This window comes from Maribacter antarcticus DSM 21422 (assembly GCF_000621125.1).
GTDB classification, from domain to species: domain Bacteria; phylum Bacteroidota; class Bacteroidia; order Flavobacteriales; family Flavobacteriaceae; genus Maribacter; species Maribacter antarcticus.
Genome location: NZ_JHZC01000008.1, coordinates 304,060 through 327,471, shown reverse-complemented (window position 1 = coordinate 327,471; position 23,412 = coordinate 304,060). Strand labels below are relative to the sequence as shown.

Below are 23,412 nucleotides of genomic sequence, written 5' to 3'. Positions count from 1 at the left end.
ATATAGTTCATTAAACCCGCTGCGCTAAAGTTTTCATTGCATTGACAAAAACATCTAATTCCTTTTTTGTCGTATAAACATTAGGCGTAATACGACAACCTTTCACATTAGCATAATCAATCGCTACAGTGAAAATTTTAAACTCATCCAGTAGATTCTTAGCCAAATCCTTTGGGTTTATGTGCGCTATTCCAACATTGGCTATACCACAACTACGTTCTATCTCTTTTGGCGTATTTACGTTTATATACTTTACTTCTCGTAATTGATCACTCCAGTATTTTTGTAAATAGCGTAAACGTTTCTCTTTGCGATTTACACCAATAAGCTCTAAATAATCAATGGCATCATCAATTGCCAAATCCGTATGTACAGGTATAGTCCCCGTATGGTTTAAGCGCTGTATTTCTTTCGTAGCATCATTATAATCCGCAAAAAGGGGCCAAATTTTGGTGATCTTTTCTTTGGCAACATAGAGCATCCCAGATCCCAATGGAACACTTAGCCACTTATGCAGACTACTCCCATAATAATCGCATTGCAATTCTTTAAGGTTTACATCAAAATGCCCAATACAGTGAGCGCCATCTACCAAAACTTCAACCCCATAGGTATGAGCCATATTACTAAGCTTTCTAATTGGTAGTATTTGTCCTGTTATGTTAACCATATGACAAACCATCATCAATTTGGTTCTAGATGTAATCTGGGCTTCATAAAGTGACACAATTTCTTCATCGGATTCAGGATGGTTAGGAATAGAAACTACCTTGTTTATGATTCCATATTTTTTAGACATTAATTGAAAATGATCCTTCATAGCACCATAATCCTGTTTTGCAAATATCGCTTCATCACCTTTTTCCCATGGATAGCCCCCAATTATTAAATCCAGAGATTCCGTTGTATTTCTTGTTATAATAAGTTCCTCCGAAGTAGTACCGACAAGTTTCGCCAATCTGTCTCTGACTCTAGCCTTATTATCCCATTGATCGGTACGCATGTAATAAGAAGCCTCATAGTTAACCATCTTTAGATGCTCAATATATTTTTCCATAGTAGGCTGAGGAATAAAATTATAATACCCATTTTCTAAATTAATGTAATCTGGTTTTAGACAATAATCCTTTCGAATACGTAACCAAAATTCTTCTTCATCCAATGCGTATGGCAAAGAACTTAAATCATCTTGGGCGTTTAGCGAAAGAGGCAGAAAGGGTGTTACTAAGGCTACTTGGCCTAGACGTCTTAAAAATTGTCTTTTTTTCATAATTATTTAGATATTAAAAATATGACTCGTATTTTAGACTAGTAACCGTTTTCCTATTTTGAAAAAAACTTTAGTATATCATTAGAAAATTTACTGCTAGTTCAATCAGTTTTCCCTTTTAAATATAGTAAAAAAAATAATCAAATAGCGCTCTTAGATATGAGTTATTATATTGATATATATATAGTTGTATTATTATAAATAGTATATTTTAAATATGCGAATAGTATTAATATCATCTTAGCAAAAAGTATATTGGTAGCGTTGAAAGCAATTTTAAAAAAGTGACTTTTAACCAATAGTATGGTTTCTCACCATAAACAGGCATTATTAACTTAGCGTAAGTAACACTATTAAATTTTATGCCAAACCATACTTATTCAATGACCAAGAACTTAGAAAATAAAAAAATGACAACAGAGTTTATTGGCACAATCTGGCTCGTTTTGGGAGAATGTAGAAGTGCAGTACTAGCCGCAGGATTGCTAGGATTGTGGGTCGGTTTCGTTGGGGGTTTCCCCTAGTCTTTGGTTTAACACTAGTTACCATGACATATGCAATAGGACATATTTCGGACCGTCATCTAAATCTCACAGTATCCATAGGACTATGGATGGGCGGTCGTTTTGAAGGCAAGAACGTAGTGCTCTATATAATTGCACAAGTTATTGTTGGTATGGCGGGCGGTTTGATACTTTATTTAATTGCAAGCGGAAAATATGGATTCGAGGTAGGTGGGTTTGCAGCAAGCAGATTTGGTGAAAACTCACCAAGCGATTATAGCATGATATCCGAATTGGTAATGGAAGTAGTGATAATATTCATATTTCTATTTGCAATCCTAGGAGTTACACATTGAAATACACCAAAAGTATTTGCTAGATGGGCGATTGGACTGTGTTTCATACTTATTCATCTTATTAGTATTCCTGTAACCAACACATCGGTAAACCCGGCCGAAAGTACTAGTCAGGTACGTATTGCAAGCGGTTGGGCCATAGACCAGCTATTGTTGTTCTGGGCAGCACCAATCGTTGGAGTTATTTGAGTAAATCTAGTATATAAAATACTTTCTTGAGAAGTGACGGATTAAACTAATTTTTGACACGACACTATCTATTGCGCATGCTTTATTCAAAATATAGGGCACGTATTTTTTTGTGGTATCTTAGAAGACAAAATAAACAACCGTTACTTTTATGCCACTGCTCATCGTTATTTCTGGAATACTATTGCTATTTATTCTTATTGCAAAATTTAAACTTAATCCGTTCATAACCTTCATCATCGTTTCCTTGTTCGTTGGTATTGCAGAGGGTATGGAACCTGTCGCGGTTGTGGACTCGATTCAAAAAGGAATTGGGAATATTCTTGGTTTCTTAGTTATTATTCTTGGCCTGGGTGCCATGTTGGGCAAGTTGGTTGCAGATAGTGGTGCTGCCCAAAGAATTACCACTAAGCTAGTCGAAAAATTCGGTAAAAAAAACATACAGTGGGCGGTTGTATTGACTGGTTTTATTGTGGGTATTCCTATGTTCTATTCCGTTGGTTTCGTTATTCTAATCCCTTTGGTCTTTACCATTGCAGCAGCTACAGGACTTCCTTTACTTTATGTGGGATTGCCTATGCTAGCGTCACTTTCTGTTACGCATGGCTATCTACCACCACATCCGGCACCAACAGCGATAGCTGAAATATTCCAAGCTGATATTGGGAAAACCTTATTCTACGGCATCCTTGTAGCCATACCTGCTATTATCGTTGGAGGTCCGTTACTTTCGCGAACCATGAAAAATATTAAGGCGAGCCCTTTAAAGGAATTCATTAACCCTAGCATTTTAAAGGATAACGAAATGCCAGGAACGGGAATTAGTATTTTTACGGCATTATTACCCGTTATTCTTATCGGAATTTCAGCCGTAGCAAGCTTGATGCTCCCAGAGGGTTCAACAGCACTAAAAGCCCTTGCCTTTATAGGTAATCCCGTAATTGCTATGTTAATTTCCGTACTGGTTGCCATTTACACCTTAGGCCTTGCAAGAGGTAAAAAAATGAAAGAGGTGATGGATTCCATAGCTAGCGCTATAACCGGAATTACGATGGTATTACTCATTATTGCTGGAGCAGGCGCGTTAAAACAGGTATTGATAGACAGCGGTGTTAGTGAATACATAGGAGAAATGCTCCAAGGCTCGGCTATTTCACCTTTGATATTGGCATGGCTCATTGCTACGGTAATACGGGTTTGCGTAGGTTCCGCTACAGTGGCCGGGTTGACAGCGGCCGGCATAGTACTTCCCTTAGCTACTGGTGCAAATGTGAGTCCGGAATTAATGGTATTGGCCATTGGTTCTGGAAGCTTAATGCTTTCACACGTTAATGATAGCGGCTTTTGGCTTTTTAAAGAATATTTTAACCTATCCATAAAGGACACCCTTAAAACATGGACCGTAATGGAAACCACTGTAGGGGTAATGGGGTTGGTAGGTGTTCTGGTTTTGGATATATTTGTGTAACCTTAGAAGTGTAAATAAAGCAGATTGAATTCCTAGGTTTGGAATATAGAAAAGCTTTACTAGTGATTGATATGCAAAAAGGCTGCTTCACGCTTAAAACGCCAAGATATGATACCAAAGGAGTTGTTCAGCAAATACATAAACTTGCCCAAGTATTTAGGAAACAAAACAATCCTGTCATTTATACCCAACACGATAGAACTGGGATTGGAGTATTTGAAAAAAACACACCCGACTGAGAAACTTTGGACGATTTAAGCTTGGCATTAAGTGCTATTAGAATTGACAAATATGCTAACGATGTGTTTTTTAAATCTCAACTTCACTCTAAATTGAAAGAACTGAAAGTTGGTAACGTATTCATTACCACTTGTGCAACTGATTTTTAGGTAGAATCAACAATTCAATCCGCTTTAACCAAGGATTACAATAGTACGATTGTGGAAGACGGACAAACAACAGGAGAAAGATTCCATTTGAAAGGAGCGCAAATAATTGAACACTATAATTGGGTGTGGCGAGATATGATACCGATAAAAGAAAAAATTAAAGTACAGAAAACCAACCGAATAGAGCGTTTAATACTGCCGACTATAACAAATGATTAATACTGAATGCGAGTATGCTTGCTTCCATAAGATTTAGTTCCTATTTTACAGAATCAATAAGATAAAACCGATTGCATACCTTAAATCAAAACAAACAATTACAACATATGAAACCATCAGAAAAAATAAAGGAACTCGGACTTTTACTACCCCCAGCCCCACCACCGGCCGGACTTTACAAACCGGTATTGGTTGTAGATAATTTTTTATACATCTCCGGACAAGGCTGCTTACGTGAAGACGGCACCTTGATTCTGGGCCGTGTTGGAGATAATTTGACTTTGGAAGAAGGAAAAGCAGCAGCGCGTCAAACCGCGCTGACTATGCTCGCAACGATTACCACTCATTTTGGTGACGTAGACCGCATAAAACGCCTCGTCAAGAGCTTGGGTATGGTGAACTGCACGCCCGATTTTGGTGACCACCCTCTCGTTATAAACGGCTACAGTGAGCTAATGGCAGATGTCTTTGGCCCTGAAAATGGTGTTGGCGTACGTAGCGCTGTAGGCATGATGCTTCCGGGCGGTATCGCAGTAGAAATTGAGGCGATGTTCGAACTTCATAAATAAAAATAAATGAACCAAAATCAATGGTATAGCGTAAATAACACAGATACGGTAATTTCACCTTCCTTATTGGTATATCCGGAGCGTATTCAACATAATATAGAAACGATGTTGCGGATGGCAGGAGGACCGGAGCACCTAAGACCGCATATTAAAACCCACAAGAACGCGGAAATTATTGCCATGCAACTAGAAAAGGGTATCACAAAATTTAAATGTGCTACCATTGCAGAAGCCGAACTTCTGGCAGATTGCGGTGCTCCCGATGTACTTTTGGCGATGCAACCCGTTGGAGCCAATCAACAGCGTTATATCCAATTGACCAAAAAATATCCGATGATAAGCTTCGCTACACTAGTGGATAACGAGGCAACCATGGACGATTTTGGTGACATTGCAAAAAAACATAGCCTCACTATATCATTATATATCGATTTGAACGTAGGCATGCACCGTACAGGTATTACTCCAGGAAAAGATGCCTTGGAACTATATACATCTATTTCGGAACATCCTCATTTGAAAATAATTGGTCTTCACGTTTACGATGGTCATTTAAGAAATTCGAACGTTGAAATCAGAAAGTCGGACTGTGACGAAGCTTTCCAAACTGTATTGCAGCTCAAAAACGTTATTCTGGAAGCCGGACTTCCAGAACCCATTATAATTGCAGGAGGCTCTCCTACTTTTCCGTTTCATTGTAAACGGGACAAGGTAATTGCCAGCCCAGGAACTACTTTGCTTTGGGATGCCGGTTACGGCGGACTTTTCCCAGAAATGGATTTTCTTCCAGCAGCGGTGCTGTTCACAAGAATAATAAGCAAACCTAAAGCTGGGATTTTATGCTTTGATTTGGGTCACAAATCCATTGCACCGGAAATGGACTTTCCGAGGGTACAGTTCCTCACATTGGAACACGGAAGGCAAATCAAACAATCAGAAGAACATTTGATCGTAGAATATGACGACCTTAAAATTGTTAACGTGGGCGATGAACATTACGCCGTTCCAAAGCACATTTGCCCTACAGTAGCCAAATACGACAGCTTACTCGTTGTAGAAAATGGCGAAATAGCTAAAGAATGGAAAGTCGTTGCACGTAACCAAAAAATCACGATTTAAGTATGTTTATTTTTGATGCACATTTAGACCTTTCCATGAACGCTATGGAATGGAACCGAGACCTCAGATGGCCTGTGGCGGACATCCGAAAAAGCGAAAACGGCCTAACAGACAAACCAGACCGTGGTAACAATACTGTTTCTTTTGATGCCATGCGAAAAGGAAATATTGGCCTATGTGTTGCCACGCAAATAGCACGTTATGTACATAAGAGCAATCCGCTTCCAGGTTGGAATTCCCCTCAACAAGCATGGGCACAGACCCAAGGTCAAATAGCATGGTACAAAGCCATGGAGGCTATTGGGGAACTAACACAGATCACCAGTGCCCAAGAACTTATGAAGCACATTAATGCCTGGAGCCAAGATAAAGAAAAAACGCCCATAGGATATATTCTAAGTTTGGAAGGCGCCGACTCCATTGTAAATTTAGATTATCTGGAAAAATCTTACGAGCAAGGCCTTCGTGCCATTGGACCTGCTCATTACGGCCCGGGAACCTACGCTTTTGGCACAGATTCTGTTGGGGGTATTGGGCGAAAGGGTAGAGAACTGCTTAAAGAAATACAAAGACTAAATCTTATTCTAGATGCTACCCATTTGTGTAACCAAAGCTTTTGGGAAACCATGACCTTTTATGAAGGACCCGTCTGGGCCAGCCATAATAATTGCAGGACTTTCGTAGACCATAATCGCCAGTTTTCAGATGAACAATTATCAGAGCTAATCAATAGAAAAGCAGTCATAGGAATGGCTCTAGATGCTTGGATGATGGTTCCCAACTGGCAACGAGGTGTTTCAAATCCAATAAATACCAACGTTACTTTAGCACATACCATTCAAAATATTGATCATATTTGTCAATTGGCAGGGAATTCCTTACATGTAGGCATAGGTACGGATTTAGATGGAGGCTTTGGCACAGAACAAGGTCCTTCCGATGTAGATACCATTGCAGATTTACAGAAGATTCCACAAATGCTAATAAACAAAGGATACACTCCTGAAGATATAGAAAACATAATGCACGGAAATTTTGTGCGTTTTTTAACCGATACATGGCAGTAGACCGAAGAACATTTTTGCAAACTTCCACGATGGCCGCACTAGGCACACTACTGTGGAATTGTAGCGACACCTATGAAATTCGATTACAAAAAGGGCTTACCATCGCCTGTTTAGGAGACAGTATTACTGCTACTAAGGATGGATACGTACAGATACTACAAGCCTATGTAGATACGAACCATCCCGGTTTGAACCTTACATTTTTGAACTGGGGCAAAAGTAGCGAGACCATTACGGGCCTTACAGAAAAAGACCATCCCGGTCCAAGACCCTATCTTTTTGAACGTCTAGATAGCCTGCTAAACACACCAGCAGTAGATATTATCATTTTCTGCTACGGAATCAATTGTGGTATTTACGGCAAACCATCACCTACCCTATTTAAAAGTTACACAATTGGCATCTATTCTTTTCTGGAAAAGATAAAAGAGAAAGGTATAAAAACAATACTACTAACGCCTCCACCCTTGGTTCTGGAGGTTGTTAAGGATAAAGCAATCTCTATTGAGACCGACTATGGGTATAAAAATCCGTATCCTAACTATCAGGAGGATGTACTTCAAGAATTCGTTAGGATTATATTGAATATTAGTCACGAGACCATATTAGGAACCTTAGATATTCACACACCGCTATTAAATTATAAACACCAATGCTATTCTAACGATCCAATTCATCCAAATAAGAACGGCCATCAACTCATCACCAACACTATCGTTGAAAATTTAACAATTTAACAAGCTCTTAAGCCCCCATGGCAGGGTATTTGTTATCTTTATTTGAATTTTATAGGCAGATGATCAATTACACTTATTTATTCTTCTTATGTTGCCTGTTATGCGGTACAACAGTACTAGCACAAACAGATTTACCCACTCAAAAGCCCTTAAAGATTGAAGCCATGAAAAAAGAAGACCCTATTGGCAACATAAAAAAAAGCCCCCTTTTGAATATTCCGTCGGTAATAAAGGAGCCGATATCATTGGATTTAAGAAGACCGAATCCAGTTAAAATGGTACCCGACGAAGAACTGGTTCAAGCGGGTGCAGGACTCAAAATAGACCCTCGTATAGGTCCAGGTGAGCGACTGGGAGGGTCGGGGCAATATTTTCCAGACCAATATTTGGGAGATGTAAAAAGTGCAGGGAAATTTATTGGTATCGTTTGTAGAGATCATGAATATGTAGATGGAGATCGGGTGAAAATTTGGGTCAACGAAGTTGTAGTAGAATACAATCTTCTGCTAACTGCAGGGTTCAAAGGAATAAATGTTGATCTCCAATCAGGCTTTAATAAAATTGAGTTTGAAGCGCTTAACCATGGATCATCAGCACCTAACACCGCTCAGGTAGATATCTATGATGATAAAGGGAATAAAATTTATTCCAATAAATGGCTGTTATCTTCTGGGTCCAAAGCTTCACTTATTGTTACTAAGGAATAGCTGAATTCTGAAAAATACGATTAAAAGACTTTTCATTTTATACTAATCTCCTTAGGAATAGCAACTATAAATTTTACCTTTTCCCAATAGAATAAAGGTGATATTCCAAACCAAGAAGAATACACTATAATTTTTATCTGTAAATTTAAGAAACCCCTTTAGTAGGACTGTCAGCGGATATGTGCGTTTTGCCTCAAATACTGGCAGAGGATGGGTAAAAAAGTTATTTTCGTTTGCCAGGCACATATGTCTCCTTGGCCCTTTTGAGTACGTCTTCCTTGTAAAAGGCAGCATCCTTCCATTGCACATCGGCATAGGGTTGTATCTGGTCATCAAAATGAGTAGAGGTAGGGTCCCCACTTTGCCCACCGGCCAAGATGGTCTTTGCTTTTACTTTCTCACCAAATTCTACTGCGGCTACAAAACTATTACCACGAGTTCCATAAATTTTCTTGGCACCTTCGGTGGTGTAGCGGGCTCCATATGCGGCAAGTGCTCCCCATCTACCGGAAGCAAAACCAATAGGGATACTAGGTTTGATATCATCAAACTGCTGCCGAATATCTCCTGTTGTTCTCTGATATCGGTTGACTGCTCCCCAAGGGATATTCCATGTCCCAAAATCAGCCGTAAGCTGAGCTATCACCTCTTCAAAAATCTTTCTTTTCTCTCCGTTTGGAGATTCGCTACCCCAATATTGAACACGTTCCATAGGTGACATTCCTTGAGAATAATTCCCTTCTTGGTAGTATCGTGTTCCGTAATAATGTGCCAAGGTCATGGCTACGGATTCTTTAGAGGTTTTAAAATCCCAATCATTTAGCACTTCTATTGCTCCTTGTATTTTTGGATTTCGATCATCATATTCATAATACGCCTTTATCAATCCAGGAATCAAGGCTTCAAATGCAGGTAAATAAGGATCATGGGCCAAGGCTATCAAACCATCGAGCGTTACATCTTTCTTATCTTTAAGTAAACCAATAGCATGTACACCCCTGAAATTCTCTTGATCTTTGGACATATAATACGGATAACCTTCTTTTTTAGGACTAAACTGTAAAGCGGATGTGAATGGTGTGGAATTACAATTCTGTATCCACCCGTTCTCTGGGTTCAAAACCCAAATATTTTCATCTACGGTGTGTAGACCTTGCCAGTCTGTTTTTGGGTTCCAACCCTCCACAGGTTCGGAATAATCAAAAGTAACATCGCGCTTGGGAACAAAATTCCCATGGAAATAAGCAATATTTCCCTCAGCATCCGCATAGACTGTATTATTACTTGAATTGGTCCGTATATCCATCATTTCCCGGAAACCTTTGTACCCTTGTTTTTTAGTTCTTACAAAAGATTGCTCTAGCGCCTTTACCGGTTCCCACATCATTGCAGAGGCTGTCCAATTTCCATCCACAGCATGGGTAATAGGACCGTGATGCGTTCTGTAGGAAGGAAAATCCTTTTCTTTCATACCCTCGGATGTTACATATTTTAAGGTCACTTTTGAGGAATCTACCTTGCGTAGTTCTTCCCCATATTGATATAGCAATTGCCCCTCTTGCTTAACGATACTTTCCTTAAACTCGTCCATCACATCGGTGTAGGTAGAGGTATGCATCCAACCTGTTTTTTCGTTAAAACCTTGATACACAAAAAACTGTCCCCAGGTTACCGCTCCGTAAGCGTTGAGGCCCTCCTCGGAAACTACATGTACTTCACCCCGAAAAAAGAATGAAGTATGTGGGTTTATGAGCAACATGGCGTTACCGGATTGCGTTAAACTACCCGAAATAGCAATACCATTAGACCCTTGTGGTTCTTCCATTTCAGCTTCCTTTTTAAGCTTAATACGTTCCATTTCAGGTAACTCCATATCACTTTCATAAAAAGCTTTTATTTTCTGTGTAGATATACGCTCTATATCGCCCCCAATACTACCCTCGCTAAAATACATAGGCATCCAAGGTTCAAAACGGGTCAGTAATTTTGGTGTAACCTCTGAATGTGTTTCCAAATAATAATTAACTCCGTCAGCAAAGGCATCGCACAGTTCCTTTAGCCAGGCCGGACTCTTATCATAATTAGCCTTCGCTTGTTCTTTAGTCATAAAAAGCTTTGCTCTAAGATCACTATACAGTGCGCCTTCACCTTCAACTTCCGCTAAACGCCCTGTGGCCCAAATATAATTTTGCTCCACGCGATTAAAATCGTCCTCGCATTGGGCATACAACAATCCGAAAACAGCATCGGCATCCGTTTTACCATAAATATGAGGGACTCCAAAATCATCTCTAATAATCGTTACCCGTTCTGCCTTTTGAGCTAGGGACAACGTATCATAATCTTGCGTAGCCGTAGTATGAGGTTCTGTTTTACAGGAAATAATTAGGATGGTAAACAAGAGGTAAGCAACTCGATTCATAGGTGTGGTTTTACCCGATGAAGATACATTAATTTATGCAGTACAAAAAGTTACCAACTACCGCTAGAACCGCCGCCGCTAGAGCTACCGCCACCACGCGAAAATCCACCTGAACTGCTTCTGGAAAAACTAGAACTAAAAGAATGGGAACATGAGGAGGAAAAGATTTTTCTGTAATAGGTTTTGTCATTGTCAATTAACGAGAATTTAAACGCTTCTTTCCCGAAAAACCTAATTTTAATAAACGCTAAGAGCATGGCGATACCTAAAAAAGGGACTAAAAAGTAAAATCCCATTTCAGGACTCTTGATTAATTTTTTGCTCCACACAAACTCAGGCATATAAATAGCAGCAGCAACACCAATTGGAACTATCACGAAAAGAAGCCCAAAAAAAGAAGAGACTAGTCCAGCAACACTCATAAATATTCCTGGGATTACGGCTAACTTTCCAATAAAAATACCTCTAAAAACCTAAATAAGCCCCTTGTAGGCTCTAAGAAATAAAAAACTACCAACTCCCACAAAGACAGACAAAAACAGGCCTAAAAAAATAATCCCAAGCATTCTGTTCTTCTCCTCGCTACGCTGCATATCTGCCTTGAACTCCTCCAATGCTTCCGGGTTGTTCAAAAATAAAATCAATTGCTCGCTTGCACTAGAGATACCGTCATAGTACAGTTCTTCCTTGAACTTGGGAATCATAGTATTTCTAATAATTCTAGACGCGACTGCGTCGGTAATGTATGGTTCCAGGCCGTAACCAACTTCTATCCGTACTTCCCTATCTAATTCAGAAAATAAAATTAACAGTCCGTTGTCCTTGCCTTTTTGACCAAGTAAGTTTTGGTTAAACAGTCCGTGAGCATATGTTTCTATCGTTTCAAAACCCGGTTATTCTATGCTTACTACAACCAATTGATTCGTAGTTTGCACTTCAAAATCGGTAAGCTTTTGTTGTAGTTCAAAAAGCTGATTTGGAGTGAAAATGTTCGCACTGTCCGTTACGATTTCACTGAGTTGCATATACTGCTGCTGCGAGTAAGTGTAAAAAGATACGAGCAACACAAGAAAAGTGATGGACCGCCTTGCCCATTTAATGCGGAGGTGTTTTTTTAATGAATCTGGCACAGACCTTAAAATAATTTACAGTTACTTACATTTTAGTAACGGCAACTATTCTCTTTAATTTCAACTAACTTGCAACTTCTTTTGAAAATAAGGAACATGGCTGAGAAAAAGGTAAGTATTTTAAGTGCATTCAAAACTATTATTTGGCCTAGACGCAATCTCGTTTTTACGGGTCTATTGTTGATTGTTATTAGCAAAGCAGCTAGTTTTGTAGCACCTCTATCGCTTAAATATTTAATGGACGATATTATCCCCAACAAGGATATCGATTTCCTAAAATTACTTGTAGGTGCAGTTGCCATAGCTATTTTGGTACAAGCCGTCACTTCTTTCCTATTAACTAAAATATTAAGTGTACAGGCACAGTTCCTTATATCGGAACTACGGGCGCAAGTACAGAGAAAAGTACTTTCCTTACCCATACGTTTCTTTGACAACGCAAAGTCAGGTGCTTTAGTTTCTAGAATTATGACCGATGTGGAGGGGGTTCGGAATTTAATTGGTACGGGGCTAGTGCAACTTGTTGGTGGAACGATTACAGCGGTAGTCTCGCTTATACTTCTTCTAAGAATTAGTTGGACCATGACGCTCTTTACCCTTGTCCCTTTAGCCATATTTGCTCTAATAGCGCTAAAAGCATTTAAAATAATTCGTCCGATTTTCAGAAATCGAGGAAAAATAAATGCAGAGGTTACGGGAAGATTGACAGAAACTCTCGGTGGAGTTCGCGTAATAAAAGGATTTAATGCTGAGGCCCAAGAAAACAAAATTTTCGAAGAAGGGGTTGAAAAGCTCTTTCAGAACGTAAAAAAGAGTTTAACCGCAACGGCATTCATGACCAGCTCTTCTACCTTTTTATTAGGCATTGCAACAACCGGAATCATGGGTATTGGTGGCTATAAAATTATGATGGACGAACTAACGATTGGTCTGTTTTTGGAATTTACATTTCTATTGGCACTAATGGTAGCGCCTATTGTACAAATGAGTAATATTGGCAGTCAATTAACCGAAGCCTTGGCCGGTTTAGACCGAACCGAAGAGCTTATGAATATGACTCCAGAATCGGACGAAGAAAATCGCACTATTTTATTGGATAAAATGAAGGGTGATATTGTATTTAACGATGTGTCCTTTGCCTACGAGGAAGACAAAGAAGTGTTGCATAACATAAATTTTGAAGTAAAATCTGGTTCGGTAGTGGCTTTAGTGGGTAGTTCTGGTTCTGGCAAAAGTACTATTGCAGGTTTGGCGGCAACATTCTTGAATCCTGAATCTGGTACCATAACTATTGACGGAAACGATATTTCCAAAGTAAACCTCAACAGCTATCGTAAAAATTTAGGGGTTGTGCTACAGGATGAATTTTTGTTTGAAGGTAGCATTCGAAAAAATATTCTTTTCCCTAGACCTAATGCTACAGAAGAAGAATTACAGACAGCAGTTAAAGCCGCATATGTTGATGAATTTACAAATCGTTTTGATGATGGCTTAGAAACCTTGATTGGGGAGCGTGGAGTAAAACTTTCTGGTGGTCAGCGTCAACGTATTGCAATTGCTAGAGCTATTTTGGCCAATCCAAAAATCCTGATTCTGGATGAAGCTACGTCTAACTTAGATACAGAAAGTGAAGCCTTGATTCAAAAAAGTCTAGCCACACTAACCAAAGGCAGAACAACTTTTGTCATCGCCCACAGGTTAAGTACCATTCGAAAAGCTAATCAGATTTTGGTTATTGAAAATGGCAAGATAGCTGAACAAGGAACGCATGACGAATTAATTGCAACCGAAGGCAGGTATTTTAATCTATTTACGTATCAGGCGAGGATTTAAGGGAGACTGCTATCGCTATTGGATGTGAGATTTGAGAAATTAAATTCTTACTTAATATTCTAATGTCTGTTAAGTTGAAGTATAGAATCGTTAGTAGTAGAACAAAATTATTCTAATTTTTATTTACGCTATAGGTAACCCTTCTATTAGTAATTATTGTCTTTGGCCTAACATTTAGCCTACCAGGATTCGAATTTATTGGTGGACACCCTGCTAAGGCATTGGATACAACTACACGATATTCGTAGTTATTCTTGTCTATATCTGAGGAGATAATAGTTAATGACGCAGTCGTGGTGCCGCTGTAAAGTACTCCGTCGTTAATGGCATTAAAACCGATTCCTCCATTAGTCCTTACCTGCCACTGAAACGTGTCAGCATCCGCAGTGCCTGCAGAAAAAATAGCATTATCTCCTACAAAAACTGTTTGATTAACGACAGGCTGAATGTTTATTCTAGTATCAAATACTGACATAGTTATGCCAGTACTAAACGTATCACAACCACTCAGATTATCAAGAGCTCTGACGGTTACCACATCTCCTTCGTCTAAAGATGATGTACTGAAGGTGTTGCTAGCTGACTGGGCCTGCGCACTGCTTCCATTAACATAAAATTCATAGGCATCACCATCTGTACCTGTAAAAGTAACATTATCTCCTTCACAGATTGTATTGTCGACGTCGGTACTCGTTAATACAGGTTCTGGGGGTAAATTAACCGTAATTGTAAAATCAATTATATCACCCCATCCACCGGGAAGGTTTGCACAGGGATTAGTTGTTGCGGTGTTATAAACAAGATGCGCTCTTGCATTGTAAGTAGTTGGTACCGTAACCGTAGGTGCAACAACTGATAAATCTACATTACAACCTCCAGGTCTTGTATAACTACAAGAATCATTTACACTAGTTTCAAACTCACCGTCACAATCAAAATCAAAAAACAAGGTGACGAACTCAATATCTCCAGTTGCTGCTTGATTTGTAGTCCCAGGACCTACACCAATGGTAAACACTCTTGTTTGCCCCGAACAGAATACAGCATCAACAATGGATGAAGGGTCAATTTGCTCATACCCAGAATTAAAAGCCCCAGGTGCACATGGATCGTCACCAGGGCATTGAGCACTCAATATTATAGCGTTCAAAAAGAAAAGAAATACAACTATATATTTATGAGACATACTTTATGGCAACTAGCACAAACGTTTTAAGGGATATTTTGCAACAAAGCACAAAAAAGCAACATGTAAACAAGGTGCACAATACAATGTTGTAAAACAGCTATTTATGTATACCAAACATATGTAAAAGCGTTATTTAATAAAATAAAAAGATACTTTTAATATTATTCAGCAGGCGCCAGTTCTACCTCCAAACCATCCATTACATCTGAAATATTAAGTTGGCAGCCCAAACGGGAGTTCTCTTTTAAATTAAAAGCTTCGGAAAGCATGGCTTCCTCATCATCCGATTTTTCCGGAAGGTGGTGATTTGATTGCACATAGCACTGGCAAGAAGCACACATGGCCATACCACCACAAATCCCAATGGTTCCTTCTGGAGCTAATTCATAGGCCCGCACTACCTCCATGAGGTTCATATTCATGTCGGTGGGAGCATCTACTTCGTGAGAAATTCCTTCTCTATCGGTAATTTTTATTTTGATATCACTCATGTGAGGTTACATATTCAAACAATCCCCTTTCTAGCCCTTAGACTAAGAAGTAGAAAATATTCTTATTTCCTAGCCTTAGTTAATAGCTTTTACCACTGCTTTGGGTGCTTCTTTCTTAGTGCCATCAAATCCTGTAACACCACCTACAGTCGTATATTTCATTACATATTTTTTATCTGGAAAAATACGCTGGTAGGCACTTTGGCACATTAACGTAGCTTCGTGGAAACCACAAAGAATCAATTTTAACTTCCCGGGATAGGTATTGACATCCCCAATAGCATAGATACCAGGGATATTGGTCTGATAATCTAATGTATTATCCACCTTAATAGCATTTTTTTCGATTTCTAATCCCCAATCACCAATAGGTCCCAATTTCGGAGACAGGCCGAATAAGGGTATAAAATAGTCGGTCTCCAACATGATGTTTTCAGCAGCATCGGTAGATTTTCTAATAATAACTGATTCCAAGGTATCGATACCTTGTAACCCTACAATCTCGCCTGGAGTAATTAGTTTAATTTTACCTAAATCCTTTAAATGCTGTACTTTTTCGACAGAATCCAGAGCACCCCTGAACTCGTTACGTCTATGTACTAACGTTACTTCAGATGCCACATCAGAAAGAAAAATACTCCAATCCAAAGCAGAATCACCACCACCGGCAATGACTACCTTTTTATCTCGATATACCTCAGGGTCCTTTATCATGTATGCCACTCCGTTATCTTCATAAGCAGCTATGTTCTCTAATTGTGGTTTGCGCGGTTCAAAGCTACCCAATCCACCTGCAATGGCAACAATAGGCGCCTGATGCTTGGTTCCTTTTGAAGTGGTCACAACAAAAGTACCATCTTCTAATTTTTCAATTGTTTCCGCTCTTTCTCCTAACGTAAACCCAGGCTGAAAAGGCTTTATCTGTTCCATCAGATTATCTACCAAACTTCCGGCAAGTACCTCTGGAAAACCAGGGATATCATAAATGGGTTTTTTTGGATACAGCTCAGTACATTGTCCACCAGGTTGCGGCAGGGCGTCAATTAAATGGCATTTTAACTTTAAAAGTCCGGCCTCAAAAACGGCAAAAAGACCCGTAGGCCCGGCTCCAATTATCAATATATCGGTTTGAATCATCTAAAATTTCTTTTGAAAACACAGCAAAGATATCGTACTTGAAAGGTATTAAAGTATGATATTCATCAGTTTTAAACTATACAACATTAACGACCTCTTCTATTTGTGGAGCGTACTTTTTAATGGTCATTTCAACCCCACTCTTTAAAGTCATTTGGTTTACGGAACAGTCAACGCAGTTCCCTTCCAAACGCACTTTTACAGAGTTTTCATTATCTATAGACAAAAGGGTGATATCCCCACCGTCACTCTGTAAAAAAGGACGTATTTCAGCAAGGGCTTTCTCTACATTACTTTTCAGCTCATCTGAGGTCATTGTAACCATAACTACTTCTTTTTAACGGCGGAACACCCTGCCATTGTTGTTATTTTTATTGCCTCTGTAGGCGGTATATTCGTATTTCTATTCACTGTTTCTTGAACCACATTCTTCGTTATCTCCTCAAAAGCTAGCTGCACTACGGTATCATCTTGTAGTGCTGCCGGTCTGCCTATATCTCCTGCTTCACGTATACTCTGTACCAAAGGAATATCTCCTAAAAAAGGAACTTTTAAGTCTTGAGCTAAGTTTTTGGCACCTTCCTTACCAAAGATATAGTATTTATTATCAGGAAGTTCTTCAGGAGTAAAATACGCCATATTCTCTATAATGCCCAACACAGGTACATTTATGGAGTCTTGTTGAAACATAGCCACCCCTTTTCTAGCATCTGCTAGTGCCACTTCTTGCGGTGTACTTACAACTACAGCGCCAGTCACCGGCATAGCCTGCATAATGCTCAAGTGAATATCTCCAGTCCCTGGAGGTAAATCTAATAACATAAAATCTATCTCGCCCCAGTGCGCATCAAAAATCATCTGATTCAGAGCTTTAGAAGCCATAGGACCTCTCCAGATTACGGCTTGGTCTCGTTGTGTAAAAAACCCAATGGAAAGTAATTTTACACCATAGCTTTCTACAGGTTTCATCTTAGATTTACCGTTAATGTTTACCGCTAGAGGTTTCTCTTGGGCAACATCAAACATAATGGGCATTGAGGGACCATAAATATCAGCATCCAACACTCCTACTTTAAATCCCATTTTAGCCAAGGTTACTGCCAAATTTGCCGTTACCGTAGACTTACCAACACCACCTTTACCCGATGCTACTGCGATAATATTTTGAATACCAGGAATAGGTTTTCCTTTTATCTCATTTGTTTTGGGTTTTACCGGAGCATCTACCTTTATATTTATCTTGATTTTAGCCTTTTCGTAAACCTCTTTGTGGATGATCTTTAAAATCTCTACTTCGGTCTTTTTTCGCGCCTGCAAGCTTGGGTTTGAAATGACAATATCTACCTCTACCTCATCGCCAAAAATCATTATGTTTTTAACGGCGCCACTTTCCACCATATTCTGGCCTTCCCCAGGCACAGTAATAAGTTCCAACGCCCTTAATATATCCTTTTTATCTAGCTTCATTATACATATCAATTCTATGCCACAAAGATAGTTCTTAGGGCTGAGATTATGAAGTTACTGGATTGAAAATGAACATGTCAGTATAAACAATATCTACTGCTATTAGAAATAAAATTTTATTTCATTTAGCAGCGGGTAAAGCAACAATACAATGCAAAAAGCGTACTTTAGAATTAGTAATTAAAATTCAAAAGTATATGTCATTATTTTATAAGAAACTACGTGGATTTATTTTATTGTGCTTTCTGGTATTGCTCCTAACTGACTGTAAACAATCTAAAACTGAATTTTCAAAAGACGATGTGGCTAAAAGTCTAAAAATCATTGGTATAGAATTCAATAAGAAATACATAGACACCCTTTATCCTTATTTAGAGCAAAATAAAGAAGGTTTTGATTCTTTACGAAAATACACATTGGACAATGACGTCTTTCCTGCGATACGCTTTGACCCCTTGCCTAAAGACTTTTCCGCCAGACCACAAGCCGGTTTTCCAGATTGGAACATACCCGTTGGAGTTGAATTACCGAGAGACAAAAACAATCTTGCTTTTTATTCTATTCCCCAACTAGCCTCGCTGATTAAACATAAAAAAATAACCGCAGTAGCGCTGTCCGAATTTTTTATAGAACGTCATAAAAGGTATAATCCGATTCTAGAATGCACCATCACCATTACCGAAGAAATGGCTCTTGAACAGGCAAAAAAAATGGATAAAGAGTTAGCAGAAGGCAAATACCGTGGCATACTTCATGGCATACCTTATGGCGTTAAGGATTTAATGTCTGTAAAAGGCTACAAAACTACCTGGGGCGCTGAACCCTACAAAAATCAAGAAATAGATATGACGGCAACCGTCGTTGAACGACTCCAAAATGCAGGTGCGGTTCTTATTGCCAAATTGGTCTCGGGTTCCTTAGCTCGCGGGGATGTTTGGTTTGGTGGTAAAACAAAAAACCCATGGGATACCAAAGAAGGTGCCAGTGGTTCATCTGCAGGTTCTGGATCCGCTACTTCTGCAGGCTTAGTTCCTTTTGCCCTTGGAACGGAAACCTTAGGCTCCATTACATCACCAAGTACAAAAAATGGTATTACTGGTTTAAGACCTACTTACGGCAGGGTAAGTAGGCACGGAGTAATGAGTCTTAGTTGGTCTATGGACAAGGTTGGACCAATGACCAGAAGTGCCGAAGATTGCGCAATCGTTTACAGTTTTATTACTGGAAAAGATCCGAGAGACCAAACAACAACAGCGTATCCTGACGGTTTTGAACCTCAAAAAGATATCTCGACCCTACGGATAGGTTATCTAAAAAAAGACATAGAAAAAGATACCACTTTAAGTAAGCATAACTCAGAAAGGGCTATTAAAACTTTTAAAAAATTAGGCCTAACCCTAAACGAAGTAGAATTACCGGAAGATATCCCTTACAAAAGCTTTGATATCATACTAAGGGCTGAAGCTGGAGCATTTTTTGACGATTTAGTACGCTCAGGTGATGTGGACCAAATGATGGAACAGAATCAAAAATCTAGAGCAAATTCATTACGGCAAGCACGCCTAATCCCTGCGGTGGAATACTTACAAGCCAATAGACATCGTCAAGTTCTTATCGAAAAAATGAACACCATCATGAAGGAATATGACGTACTTATATCTCCAACTTTTGGTAACCGGCAATTAGTTGTCACTAATCTTACGGGACACCCTGTAATTTCAATTCCCACCGGTCTTGATAAAGAAAAACATCCTACCAGCATTACACTTGTTGGTAATTTATATGATGAGGCAAGCATCCTTTTATTGGCTAAAGCTTTTCAAAAAAATACCCAGTTTGACGAAATGCATCCAGCAGGGTATACAGATTAAATACCCCTTATCTTATACCTTCCGCCCATCCAATAGTTTAAGTATTCTTGAACCATAGGCAGCATTCTTTTCCGAATGGGTAACTTGTATTATGGTGACACCATCTTCTTGATTCAATTTTTTGAATAGCTCCATAATTTCTGCACTTTGCTGTGAATTGAGGTTTCCGGTGGGTTCATCTGCTAATATTAGTTTTGGACTAGCAATTAAAGCGCGGGCAACGCCAACTAACTGTTGTTGTCCACCGCTCAATTGCGCTGGAAACAAGTCTTTTTTCCCCACAATATTAAATCTGTCTAGCATATCTGCTACCATAGCTTTACGCTCCGCACCTTTATATTTTTTATACAGTAAAGGCATTTCTAAGTTCTCTTGAACAGTCAACTCATCTAACAAATGATAGGATTGAAAAACAAAACCTATATATTCTTTATACAAGTTTGCTCTGTGCTTTTCTTTTAAGGTATGAACGGATTCATCCAAAAAGTTATACTCCCCTTCATCAAAACCATCCAGCATTCCAATGACGTTCAAAAGTGTAGATTTTCCAGAACCAGAAGGCCCCATTATTGAAATAAACTCCCCTTCTTCTACCTGAAGATTGATATCCTTTAACAGAAAAATACGTTGGCCTCCTGAATTGACCCATTTAAAAATATTGTTTAATTCTAATAACATAATGAATTGTTTTTACTCCGATTTCCGAAAGGAAATCTATTAATATCTTTACTCGTCTCGTAAGCTATTTACAGGGTTCTGCATGGCAGCGTTTATAGTTCTACCGCCCACCGTGAGTAGTGCTATGCATGTAGCCAAAAATCCTGCTGCTAGAAAAAATCCCATATTCAATTCTATCTTAAAAGGATAATTCTGTAACCATTCCTTCATAAACCACCAAGCAATCGGCGACGCTATTAGAAATGAGATTCCAACAAGTTTGAGAAAATCCTTAGTCAACAAAAATGTAATATTGGCTACGCTTGCCCCAATTACCTTTCTTACCCCTATTTCTTTTGTACGTTGATTTACTATCAATAAAGAAATCGCAAAAAGACCGATACAACTCAAGGCAATAGCTAAAATAGAACCGCTTGTAATCATAGTGGTCATACGTTCTTCTTTTCTAAAGGTTCTATTTATATTCTCATCCAAAAAAGAACCTAAAAACTTAGCGTTAGGTTCAATCTTTACCCAAGCCTGCTCTACTACTGCGTAAGATTTAGCTAAATTCCCAGGAGCCACCTTGACATAGGCGTAGTACAAACCCCATTGCTTATTCATAAACATAGTAATCGGTTCGACCGTCTTGTCTAAATTTTCAAAATTATAGTCCTTTACTACACCAATTACAGGATAATTTAAGGAATCTCTAACGCTTACATACGCTGTTAATGGATCTTCTTCTCCAAACTCCTTAGCCATAGTCTCATTAATGACCACACTTAAACTATCGTTAGCAAACCCCCTATTAAAATTTCTACCAGCTACTATTTCCAAATCCAGCGCAGCTACATAATCATAATCTACGACCAACATATTGGTCTTAACAACCCTATTTTTATATTCAAATCCAAAAACACTTTTGGATACACTCCCATCCTTACCATAGCCCAAGTTATTATCGGCCCCCGTTATTTCTAAAATATCAGGATTTCCGGCTAGCTCGTTTCGTAATAACTCAATGGCTTTATAGCTCTCTCTTTTTCCATCCAAAGGAAAGGAAAGTACATGTTCCTTGTTAAAACCTAAATCCTTATTCCGCATAAAATCCAACTGACTACGCAGAACTAAAGTCCCAGTTATCAATAAAATAGCAATACCAAATTGGGCAATCATTAAAACATCACGCACCCTGTTTTTGCTAGACGCACTCAATTTACCCTTTAAAGATTGTAGGGTTCCTAACTTGCTTAACAATACCGCAGGATAGCCTCCAACTAATAAGGTAATAAGTAATACACCTGCTAAAAAGGATAGAATTAGTGTGGGTGATAGTAGCAAATCAAAAGTGACTTTAGTTCTAAAAACAGTTTTAAACTGATCTATAAATAGCATGCTCAAAACCACACCACATAAAATAGACACCAAGAACACAAACAGGCTTTCGCTCCAAAATTGAAAAAATAACTGTTCCCTCTTAGCACCAAGTGTTTTTCGCATTCCGATTTCTCGAAGCCGCTGCCCACTTTTCGCAACACTCATATTTATGAAATTTACACAAGCAATGAAAAGAATTAAAAAAGCAATACTCAAAACAAGATACGGAGTACTTCTACTAACCTCTGCGTATCCGTTTCTGAATTTTACAAAATTAACATCATTAAGAGGCAATAATTCATAACTAATAAAGCGACCCTCAGCGTTCGCCAGTGCCCCATCGCGTTGGGCATTTTCTATTTGCTCTTTAAAATTTATATCGATTAAAGAGCGGGTCGCCTTCTCAAATTGAACAGGAGAAACTCCTGCGGTCATTTGCACATATACATCATGATATTTAGCGTTCCAAGCGTCTTGGTTTTCTAGATAATCCTCATGTTTTTCAAACCTAACCGCTAGTTCAAACCCTATTGTACTTTGCGGCACATGGTTTGCCACTACCGAGGCAACTGTAAAGGATTGATCTTCTCCATTAATCAATATCTGTACCGTTTTCCCCACTGCTTCTTCATCTCCAAAAAGAGTTTTTGCGGTGTTCTCCGTAATTACAACAGAAGACAACTCGTTGAGTGGACTTTGCCTTTTTCCTTTTACAGAAGGAAATGTAAATATGTTAAAAAAATCAGTATCTACCCAACTGATATCCATGTTAATCTCCTTGTCTCCAAAAGAAACAATAGCCTCATCCTGTACATACCGAGAGGCCATTTCAATTCCGGGAACACCCTCTTTTAAAGAAGTTATCAATGGGGCCGGATGACTTACACTTGCTTGGGGACCTTTAGTGGTTTGCTCAATAGCGTATACCTTATAAATACGATCTCCGTTCTCGTGGAATTTATCATAGGACAAATCAAAAAACCCAGCCATTGCCAAAAGAATAGCCACCCCAAAAGCAACCGAGAGTCCTATGACATTAATGGACGTGAAGGCCTTATCCTTCGATAGGTTGCGAAACGCAATTTTTAAATAGTTCTTAAACATAATTCTTGTCTATATTCCGCTCTTAAGGCATTAACCTAAAATTAGATAAATTTGTTGTCTACTTTTCAATTACTCCTTAGACACCTTACTGGAACCAGAAGATTTACTATGCATTTTTTCTGGGTTTCCGTGATACTT

20 protein-coding genes and 2 pseudogenes are annotated in these 23,412 nt (G+C 38.9%); 11 read left to right on the top strand and 11 right to left on the bottom strand.

Going from position 1 to position 23,412, the window contains the following annotated elements; all coding sequences use genetic code 11:
- Positions 1-10: 10 nt before the first annotated feature.
- Positions 11-1,270: an aminotransferase class V-fold PLP-dependent enzyme gene (locus tag Q360_RS0109975; protein WP_027076966.1), complete on the bottom strand. Its 1,260-nt coding sequence runs from the start codon at positions 1,268-1,270 to the stop codon at positions 11-13.
- Positions 1,271-1,653: 383 nt separating this feature from the next.
- On the opposite strand from Q360_RS0109975, the gene Q360_RS27170 reads away from it, so the two are divergent.
- The 9 genes and pseudogenes from Q360_RS27170 (at position 1,654) to Q360_RS0109930 (ending at position 8,593) form a co-directional block, all read left to right on the top strand.
- Positions 1,654-1,794 (top strand): hypothetical protein, encoded by a 141-nt coding sequence (locus Q360_RS27170; RefSeq protein WP_316931509.1) that lies wholly within the window; start codon positions 1,654-1,656, stop codon positions 1,792-1,794.
- Between the two features lie 23 nt (positions 1,795-1,817).
- Positions 1,818-2,318, top strand: a pseudogene (locus tag Q360_RS22925) (aquaporin).
- A 151-nt stretch (positions 2,319-2,469) separates the two neighbouring features.
- Positions 2,470-3,786 carry a gluconate:H+ symporter gene (locus tag Q360_RS0109965; protein ID WP_027076965.1) on the top strand — a complete coding sequence of 439 codons (1,317 nt, stop codon included), beginning with the start codon at positions 2,470-2,472 and terminating at the stop codon, positions 3,784-3,786.
- 62 nt (positions 3,787-3,848) lie between these two features.
- Positions 3,849-4,025, top strand: coding sequence for an isochorismatase family protein (locus Q360_RS27420; RefSeq protein ID WP_394331947.1), 177 nt, complete (start codon positions 3,849-3,851; stop codon positions 4,023-4,025).
- 476 nt (positions 4,026-4,501) lie between these two features.
- Positions 4,502-4,963 carry a RidA family protein gene (locus Q360_RS0109950; RefSeq protein ID WP_027076964.1) on the top strand — a complete coding sequence of 154 codons (462 nt, stop codon included), beginning with the start codon at positions 4,502-4,504 and terminating at the stop codon, positions 4,961-4,963.
- A gap of 6 nt (positions 4,964-4,969) precedes the next feature.
- A complete protein-coding gene (locus tag Q360_RS0109945; RefSeq protein ID WP_027076963.1) occupies positions 4,970-6,082 on the top strand; it encodes a D-TA family PLP-dependent enzyme in 1,113 nt (370 codons plus the stop codon).
- 2 nt (positions 6,083-6,084) lie between these two features.
- The gene (locus tag Q360_RS0109940) at positions 6,085-7,149 is read left to right on the top strand and encodes a dipeptidase (protein WP_027076962.1); all 1,065 of its coding nucleotides are present in this window, start codon (positions 6,085-6,087) and stop codon (positions 7,147-7,149) included.
- A complete protein-coding gene (locus Q360_RS24650) occupies positions 7,140-7,886 on the top strand; it encodes an SGNH/GDSL hydrolase family protein (protein WP_027076961.1) in 747 nt (248 codons plus the stop codon). The genes Q360_RS0109940 and Q360_RS24650 overlap by 10 nt, the downstream gene beginning before the upstream one ends.
- 164 nt (positions 7,887-8,050) lie before the next feature.
- Positions 8,051-8,593, top strand: coding sequence for a hypothetical protein (locus Q360_RS0109930; protein WP_245603241.1), 543 nt, complete (start codon positions 8,051-8,053; stop codon positions 8,591-8,593).
- A 223-nt stretch (positions 8,594-8,816) separates the two neighbouring features.
- Here Q360_RS0109930 and Q360_RS0109925 read toward each other — a convergent pair whose 3' ends face one another.
- The 3 genes and pseudogenes from Q360_RS0109925 to Q360_RS26630 form a co-directional block, all read right to left on the bottom strand.
- Positions 8,817-11,015, bottom strand: coding sequence for an acylase (locus Q360_RS0109925; RefSeq protein ID WP_027076959.1), 2,199 nt, complete (start codon positions 11,013-11,015; stop codon positions 8,817-8,819).
- A 50-nt stretch (positions 11,016-11,065) separates the two neighbouring features.
- Positions 11,066-11,437: a hypothetical protein gene (locus Q360_RS26635; protein WP_027076958.1), complete on the bottom strand. Its 372-nt coding sequence runs from the start codon at positions 11,435-11,437 to the stop codon at positions 11,066-11,068.
- A gap of 51 nt (positions 11,438-11,488) precedes the next feature.
- Positions 11,489-12,040, bottom strand: a pseudogene (locus Q360_RS26630) (TPM domain-containing protein).
- 201 nt (positions 12,041-12,241) lie between these two features.
- Between Q360_RS26630 and Q360_RS0109905 the strand changes: the two are divergent.
- The gene (locus tag Q360_RS0109905; protein WP_027076956.1) at positions 12,242-13,978 is read left to right on the top strand and encodes an ABC transporter ATP-binding protein; all 1,737 of its coding nucleotides are present in this window, start codon (positions 12,242-12,244) and stop codon (positions 13,976-13,978) included.
- Between the two features lie 112 nt (positions 13,979-14,090).
- On the opposite strand, the gene Q360_RS0109900 is transcribed toward Q360_RS0109905, so the two are convergent.
- The 5 genes from Q360_RS0109900 to Q360_RS0109880 form a co-directional block, all read right to left on the bottom strand.
- A complete protein-coding gene (locus tag Q360_RS0109900; protein ID WP_027076955.1) occupies positions 14,091-15,164 on the bottom strand; it encodes a GEVED domain-containing protein in 1,074 nt (357 codons plus the stop codon).
- 164 nt (positions 15,165-15,328) lie between these two features.
- A complete protein-coding gene (locus tag Q360_RS0109895) occupies positions 15,329-15,658 on the bottom strand; it encodes a 2Fe-2S iron-sulfur cluster-binding family protein (RefSeq protein WP_027076954.1) in 330 nt (109 codons plus the stop codon).
- A 75-nt stretch (positions 15,659-15,733) separates the two neighbouring features.
- Positions 15,734-16,795, bottom strand: a complete 1,062-nt coding sequence (locus Q360_RS0109890) for an NAD(P)/FAD-dependent oxidoreductase (protein WP_027076953.1) — start codon at positions 16,793-16,795, stop codon at positions 15,734-15,736.
- A 76-nt stretch (positions 16,796-16,871) separates the two neighbouring features.
- Positions 16,872-17,111: a NifU family protein gene (locus Q360_RS0109885; RefSeq protein WP_027076952.1), complete on the bottom strand. Its 240-nt coding sequence runs from the start codon at positions 17,109-17,111 to the stop codon at positions 16,872-16,874.
- Positions 17,112-17,122: 11 nt separating this feature from the next.
- Entirely contained in the window at positions 17,123-18,262 is a 1,140-nt protein-coding gene (locus tag Q360_RS0109880; RefSeq protein ID WP_027076951.1) for an Mrp/NBP35 family ATP-binding protein, read from the bottom strand.
- Between the two features lie 197 nt (positions 18,263-18,459).
- Between Q360_RS0109880 and Q360_RS0109875 the strand changes: the two genes are divergently transcribed.
- Positions 18,460-20,133, top strand: coding sequence for an amidase (locus Q360_RS0109875; protein WP_036195572.1), 1,674 nt, complete (start codon positions 18,460-18,462; stop codon positions 20,131-20,133).
- Positions 20,134-20,145: 12 nt separating this feature from the next.
- On the opposite strand, the gene Q360_RS0109870 is transcribed toward Q360_RS0109875, so the two are convergent.
- Together Q360_RS0109870 and Q360_RS0109865 are read right to left on the bottom strand one after the other, a co-directional pair.
- Complete coding sequence (locus Q360_RS0109870; protein ID WP_027076949.1) at positions 20,146-20,811, bottom strand: ABC transporter ATP-binding protein; 666 nt, start codon at positions 20,809-20,811, stop codon at positions 20,146-20,148.
- 48 nt (positions 20,812-20,859) lie between these two features.
- Positions 20,860-23,274 (bottom strand): ABC transporter permease, encoded by a 2,415-nt coding sequence (locus Q360_RS0109865; RefSeq protein ID WP_027076948.1) that lies wholly within the window; start codon positions 23,272-23,274, stop codon positions 20,860-20,862.
- Between the last annotated feature and the right edge of the window lie 138 nt (positions 23,275-23,412).

Bases quoted from the DNA above. Each gene is read 5' to 3' on its own strand.
- Q360_RS0109900 (WP_027076955.1), bottom strand. From the start codon at position 15,164: ATGTCTCATAAATATATAGTTGTATTTCTTTTCTTTTTGAACGCTATA.
- Q360_RS0109865 (WP_027076948.1), bottom strand. From the start codon at position 23,274: ATGTTTAAGAACTATTTAAAAATTGCGTTTCGCAACCTATCGAAGGAT.
- Q360_RS0109875 (WP_036195572.1), top strand. From the start codon at position 18,460: ATGTCATTATTTTATAAGAAACTACGTGGATTTATTTTATTGTGCTTT.
- Q360_RS0109895 (WP_027076954.1), bottom strand. From the start codon at position 15,658: ATGAGTGATATCAAAATAAAAATTACCGATAGAGAAGGAATTTCTCAC.
- Q360_RS0109950 (WP_027076964.1), top strand. From the start codon at position 4,502: ATGAAACCATCAGAAAAAATAAAGGAACTCGGACTTTTACTACCCCCA.
- Q360_RS0109945 (WP_027076963.1), top strand. From the start codon at position 4,970: ATGAACCAAAATCAATGGTATAGCGTAAATAACACAGATACGGTAATT.
- Q360_RS26635 (WP_027076958.1), bottom strand. From the start codon at position 11,437: ATGAGTGTTGCTGGACTAGTCTCTTCTTTTTTTGGGCTTCTTTTCGTG.
- Q360_RS0109975 (WP_027076966.1), bottom strand. From the start codon at position 1,270: ATGAAAAAAAGACAATTTTTAAGACGTCTAGGCCAAGTAGCCTTAGTA.
- Q360_RS0109870 (WP_027076949.1), bottom strand. From the start codon at position 20,811: ATGTTATTAGAATTAAACAATATTTTTAAATGGGTCAATTCAGGAGGC.
- Q360_RS27170 (WP_316931509.1), top strand. From the start codon at position 1,654: ATGACCAAGAACTTAGAAAATAAAAAAATGACAACAGAGTTTATTGGC.
- Q360_RS0109905 (WP_027076956.1), top strand. From the start codon at position 12,242: ATGGCTGAGAAAAAGGTAAGTATTTTAAGTGCATTCAAAACTATTATT.
- Q360_RS24650 (WP_027076961.1), top strand. From the start codon at position 7,140: ATGGCAGTAGACCGAAGAACATTTTTGCAAACTTCCACGATGGCCGCA.
- Q360_RS0109925 (WP_027076959.1), bottom strand. From the start codon at position 11,015: ATGAATCGAGTTGCTTACCTCTTGTTTACCATCCTAATTATTTCCTGT.
- Q360_RS0109890 (WP_027076953.1), bottom strand. From the start codon at position 16,795: ATGATTCAAACCGATATATTGATAATTGGAGCCGGGCCTACGGGTCTT.
- Q360_RS0109930 (WP_245603241.1), top strand. From the start codon at position 8,051: ATGAAAAAAGAAGACCCTATTGGCAACATAAAAAAAAGCCCCCTTTTG.
- Q360_RS0109940 (WP_027076962.1), top strand. From the start codon at position 6,085: ATGTTTATTTTTGATGCACATTTAGACCTTTCCATGAACGCTATGGAA.
- Q360_RS0109880 (WP_027076951.1), bottom strand. From the start codon at position 18,262: ATGAAGCTAGATAAAAAGGATATATTAAGGGCGTTGGAACTTATTACT.
- Q360_RS0109965 (WP_027076965.1), top strand. From the start codon at position 2,470: ATGCCACTGCTCATCGTTATTTCTGGAATACTATTGCTATTTATTCTT.
- Q360_RS0109885 (WP_027076952.1), bottom strand. From the start codon at position 17,111: ATGACCTCAGATGAGCTGAAAAGTAATGTAGAGAAAGCCCTTGCTGAA.